5 protein-coding genes and 1 pseudogene are annotated in these 5,267 nt (G+C 56.2%); all 6 read right to left on the bottom strand.

Annotation, left to right across the window (positions count from 1 at the left end; all coding sequences use genetic code 11):
* Nucleotides 1-864 (bottom strand): annotated as a pseudogene (locus B5F94_RS15385) (hypothetical protein); the annotation flags it as partial.
* A gap of 290 nt (nt 865-1,154) precedes the next feature.
* Entirely contained in the window at nt 1,155-1,556 is a 402-nt protein-coding gene (locus B5F94_RS15390; RefSeq protein ID WP_087272242.1) for a putative toxin-antitoxin system toxin component, PIN family, read from the bottom strand.
* Complete coding sequence (locus B5F94_RS15395) at nt 1,553-1,828, bottom strand: AbrB/MazE/SpoVT family DNA-binding domain-containing protein (RefSeq protein ID WP_087272245.1); 276 nt, start codon at nt 1,826-1,828, stop codon at nt 1,553-1,555. The genes B5F94_RS15390 and B5F94_RS15395 overlap by 4 nt, the downstream gene beginning before the upstream one ends.
* 295 nt (nt 1,829-2,123) lie before the next feature.
* Nucleotides 2,124-2,564, bottom strand: a complete 441-nt coding sequence (locus B5F94_RS15400) for a hypothetical protein (RefSeq protein WP_158100309.1) — start codon at nt 2,562-2,564, stop codon at nt 2,124-2,126.
* The gene (locus tag B5F94_RS15405; RefSeq protein WP_087331397.1) at nt 2,561-3,277 is read right to left on the bottom strand and encodes a hypothetical protein; all 717 of its coding nucleotides are present in this window, start codon (nt 3,275-3,277) and stop codon (nt 2,561-2,563) included. The genes B5F94_RS15400 and B5F94_RS15405 overlap by 4 nt, the downstream gene beginning before the upstream one ends.
* Before the next feature lie 899 nt (nt 3,278-4,176).
* Nucleotides 4,177-5,267: S-layer homology domain-containing protein (locus B5F94_RS15410; protein WP_204247511.1), on the bottom strand; the 1,091-nt coding region annotated here is incomplete at its 5' end.

Here is a 5,267-nt window from a genome sequence, read left to right on the forward strand (position 1 = left end):
TGTTTCGGGCGGTGGGCTCACGTTCAGCGCGGGGAGGGCGGGCGGCTCCGGTTTTTCCTCCGGTGTGACGGGGGTGAGGGGCGGAGCAGCGTCCACGGCGGGCGCTGGTTTCTGCTTTTGGCTCCCGCCCTTGATGGCCCGCTCGATCTGGCGCAAAACCAGCTCCGAGCAGTCGTGGACCGCACAGCCCAGGACGGTGGCGGCCAGTTTGGTATCAAACTCTCGGACAGGAGAGAAGTCGTCCTCCGTAAAGCATCCCTTGGTAGGCAGGCCGCAGCGGACCATGAGTAAGTATGCCGTGCTGACGGTCAGCGCCCTGGTGAAGCGGATGCCCACATTCAGCTCGTCCAGTTCTTCCAGGAGGCTCCCGCCGAGGGAGCGCATGATATTGTGCCGGTGGTCGTGCCAGCAGGTATCGGCCAGCTGGACGGAAATGCGGATCAGCTGTTCGGCCAGACCGGCGCACGGGGGGACGGCAAAGACCTCGGACAACCGTTCCGCCACAGCCTCTCGGTGCTGGTCACTGTATTTCCACTGGCGGACAGGCACAGAGTCCGAAGTCGTGCCGGTGTCTGAGATGTCGAACACATAGGCCAGCGACGCCTTGCCGTTCTGGCTCCGGAGCAGGGCAATCCCCACGGAGCGGGCCCGCACATACCGGCGCATACGTTTCTTCCAGAAGTCGTACGCGGCACAGGCCGTAGCCCTGGGGCGCTGGGCATGGATCATGACCTGGTCCTCAAAAGAATATTTGTGGTTTCGTGCGGCGGTGCAAAGAAATGCGGCCCAATGGGCGGCGTCGCTGGTGATCTCCGCAACAGTGCGGTCGGCCAGATCGGCATAGTGCTGGGTCTTTGCGCTCATGGCGGATGCTCCTCCTTTATCAATATTTTTGCCGAAAGGTTCGCATCCGCACCTGTGCATCCGGATAGGATGCCACACCCGCCACATAGGCGATAATGGATAGTGAAGCAGTCACTTAGGGCATATTCATTTCAAGAGGTATGGTCATGAGAAACGAGAAAATCACCCCTCTGTACCAGTACTGAAACCATGAACGACAAAATCAAGCGTATGCTCAAAAACGCGATACAGCAGATATAAACACAGCGGGCCGGGAGCTTTTCACTCTCGACCCGCTGTCCTTGCATCAGTTAGGTATTCAAAAACTCTGCCGGTGTCATGATCGCCGGATTTTTCACGCCGGACTCTAAGAAATCCTTATCGCCGGTCAGCAGCACATCGGCTTTTGCTTCAATGGCTGCCCGCAAAATAGGGCGGTCATTGACATCTCTGATTTGTGTTTCAGTCATATCTTCCTCTGTCGGAACGGGAACCAATTCCAGAGTAAGCAAAGCAACAGAAAGAAATTTGTCCAGCGCCGCCAGCCGGTTTGGGAATTTCTTGTTGAATATCCGCTTCATTTCGTCCACATTCTGCTCGCAAATCAAGCCGTGATTCGGGTAAGAGGCTGCTTTCACATACGCTTGATAAGGCGTTCCGTCTGCACTCAATGCGGCAGAAATAAGGACATTGGTATCAATCAGAACTCTCATCCTCTTCCGTCCTCATTTCTCAATTCCTTGACGAGCGCCATAACATCCTCTTCCGAGGTCAGGCCGGTGCGTTCTGCTTCTCCGGCCATTTCCTGCTGAAGCATCTGCATAGCGTAAACAGCAGAATTGACAATGCGGACCGTGCTTCCCTCAACGATGAAAGTAACCCGATCACCGCTTGACACACCAAGCACATCACGGACATCCTTCGGGATTGTGATTTGCCCTTTTGCCATGACTTTGGCATTGTCCACAAACGCATTTGCTAACATGATTTTGCACCACCTTTCTGAAGTATGGAAAGTAGGGATTTTCCTACTCTTATTATACACAGAACGAGCGAAAAAATCAACGGGAACCGGTGAAATTATATTTTCAGAGCTGGCAGAAACCGAAAAATTGTAGCTTTCATGATTTTGCTTCAAGACCACGGAGCAGGGCTTTGAGGTAAGGGCCCAGGCCGGGCCTGCGGTGAGGCAAAAAATAAGCCGTCCTGCGTATCGTGGTTTTGATACGCAGGGCGGCTTTGTCACTGTCACATGGTGTCCAGCACACACGGACTGCCGGCTATACCGTTTCCAGAATCTCGTCAATCCACTCCCGCTCATAGCAGTAGCAGTATAGGTTGTATTCCCCCTTGTTGGGATTGAGCCGCATAAAATAGGCATACTGCTCCGTATCCACACGGATGCCATACTCACGGTTGTTGCCGTAGGACGTATCGGGATGGGTATAGCAATACCGGGACAGGGCGAAGCGGTCTTTGAGAATGCCATCATAGGCGGCATCGAAGCGCAAACTATTGATAACACTGTCAAACTCGGTCTTGAATGTCTGCGTTTTCAGATCTCTGCGGTAATCATTCCATGTGCTGAAAAAGCCCTTCCCGCTGCTGCCCATGTCCGCACGGAGATAGCCGATGCAGCCGGCCTGCTCCATGATTTCCTGCTGTTGAGAATAGGTAAAATCCCGCTCCGTAGGAGTCAGCGGTCTGATAGTCATATTCACTGCTTGTTTGCCTCCTTTTCATGTTCCGCCACCCTGGCCCTGGCCCACTCCGGCAGCTTGTCCAGATCGGCGATGCCCAGGATGTCGCCAATGTCCCAGCGACTCCGCTTCCCGGAGTAGAGCTCCTCAAAGAACACCGCACGGCCTACCGCTCCGGGCTTGCATCCGAAGCCGCCGAGGGCATAGCCGAGCTGGTAATCTGCGGACCGATACTCCGGCACAAGGCTGGTTGGTTTCAAAATCACCAGCTTTCCCACCAGGGATTCCTCCGGCTCCCTCTTGCGGCAGTGCTCCCAGGTCAGCGCCGCAAACGGAAGACCGCGTTCCGTCCTCTGCTGTTTCACGGCCTCCACCTGCTGTTGAAGCCGCTGGGAAAAGAGCTCCACGATTTCCAGGTAGTCATCGCTGGCAATGGCTTCTGTGAAGCGGGGAAAGCCCACAAAATCTACATCCTGATAGCAGGTCAGGTGGGGTGCCTCCGTGTCCTCCGGGTTATGGCCCATCAGGAGCGTCCTGCCCCCAATGCGGAGTCGCTGGGTAATCTTGTAGTCGCCGGCCATGTCTGTATCGAAGTCCGATGCAGATACCAGCACGGCGCCGCACTCGTCACACTCGATGCAGACGTTACTCGGGTCCTCGCTGTCCCCATAGGTCACGCACGAGATGCCGTGGCCCACGTGGGGCAGCAACCTTTTTGCCATCCAGTTGTTCAAGTCAAAACCTCCTCGTATTATAAGATGCTTCAAGGGGCAAATCGTTTGATCCGCTCCAAGATAGTCCGCACTGCCGCTGTCTGTTTGCCGCAGTGTCCGTCTCCACACCTGCGCATCCGGACAGGATGCCACATGAGGGGGGCAAAAGAGATCGCCCCCGGGGCGAAAACCGTGGAGGCGGTTATGTTTCTCTTTCTGTCAGCTGTGGGCACAGATCTGGCGCTGACATTGATCTCACCTGTTCCGAAGACAATTGATGTGACGCAACACCCTGATTCCATTCGGTCCTGCTGCGGGTTTTGCTCCAATAAAAAATAAAGCCACCCTGCTTTGTATCGTAGATTGATACATGGCAGGGTGGCTTTGGTTTGTGGCGTATCATTTGGCGGCGGCTGCGGCGCCGGGCAGCGGGACGATGCACGGGGCCTTATACTGGTGCCGCCGTTGGGGCGATGTATGGCCCGTGTCGGCGGCGTGTGTCAGGTGATGCCGCCGTGGCTCGGGTCGTGGTTTGTACCGTTGCCCGCCCCTTGGTGTGCATTGGCGCGGGGCGGGTGTGGCTTTTGTTGCCGTTCATGGGGCGGCGGAGTTGTGGCGCATGGTTGTGCCATGACCTTGGCTCTGCCGCCACGGGGTTTGGTTTGGCTGAAATGCCGTGTCGCAATTACCGGTTGTAATTCATTGGTACGCACGATGGTGCACCGGGAAATCATTTGATTTTTCAGGGGACATGGTAGTTGTAATTCGTTGGGCGGCGGTGCAGTTTGTTCTGCATATCCGCCGCCTCGGGGTGGTACGCACGATGGTGTAATTGGACTTTGGACTGTTGTAATTCATGCCCTGTAAAAGGGCATCCCCCCTGCACCGGTTGCGATGCAGGGGGGATGCTGTGTTATGGCTTAGCCCATACCAGCACGAGCCCAGTTGTTGTCGATGCGCATGAGCGTAACGATACTCTGCTCGATGGTGTAACTGGATTTCGCGCTGAAGGTCGTGCCGGTTGTCCCGGTCATGGCCCCGACGCCGTACACGGCTCGAACGCCATCATATGCCCAGTCGCTGATAGTGTCCGTGAAGGGCAGACTGTCGGCATACCAGACAGTCCACCCGGTGCGGCCGACTTCGTTGAACGCGTCAATCAACTGCTCCATGAGTCGGGTCAGCATGGTAGCCGCCTGCTCGCGGGTAATCAGGTCATTGGGCCCGACATACACGCCGGAACGGTTGGGAGCGGAGTTGTAGCCGCCGAGGATACCGAGCGTGTAGGCCTTGGCCATGTTGGTGTCGCCGGTCGAGTCGGCAAACACATCGTCGCCGGAGTTGACGGGGATGGTGTAGTCCTCGCCGGTGATGTCGCTCATCAGGGTCTCGTAATAGCGAATTGCCAGTGACGCGAACTGTCCGCGGGTGATGGCACGGGTATAGTCACTGCCCAGCAGGTCAGTGACAGCGGGCTGATAACCAAAGACATCAGGGTCGTCATCGAGGTAGCCCATGCTGATGGCTGTAATAATGTCCTCAGCGGCCCAGTTGCTGTAAGTGACCTCGTCGGCATCCGTGTCGACAACAGGGGTCTCGGGTTCGGTCACGGGAGTTTCCGTGACTGAACCGGTGGCATCGCTCCAGTTGGACTTCAGAGTTGCGTTTTCGAAGTTGAACACATCGCCGACTTCACGAGCGGTTTCGGTGCCGCCCATCTCGACAGGCAGGAACGCCAGTGCCCAATCGGGCAGGTTCATCTGGGACACATAGGACTTGGCAGTTGCGTACTGGGACGCAACGGTGGATGCATCGGGCCACACGGGCACATCTTTGATATAGGGGTTGTCGGGACGACCTGTGAATGTGGGCATGCCGATGCTCACACTGCCCTTGCTGGCAGGAGTGTACTTGGTAAAGTCCAAGCGGTCGTTACTGCTCAGGTATGCGATTTTATCGGCTGTGTCCGGAGTGGACGCGCTTGAGGTTTTACCGTAAAATTCACCGCTGG

This window comes from Flavonifractor sp. An4, from assembly GCF_002161755.1.
Classification (GTDB): Bacteria; Bacillota; Clostridia; order Oscillospirales; family Oscillospiraceae; genus Flavonifractor; species Flavonifractor avicola.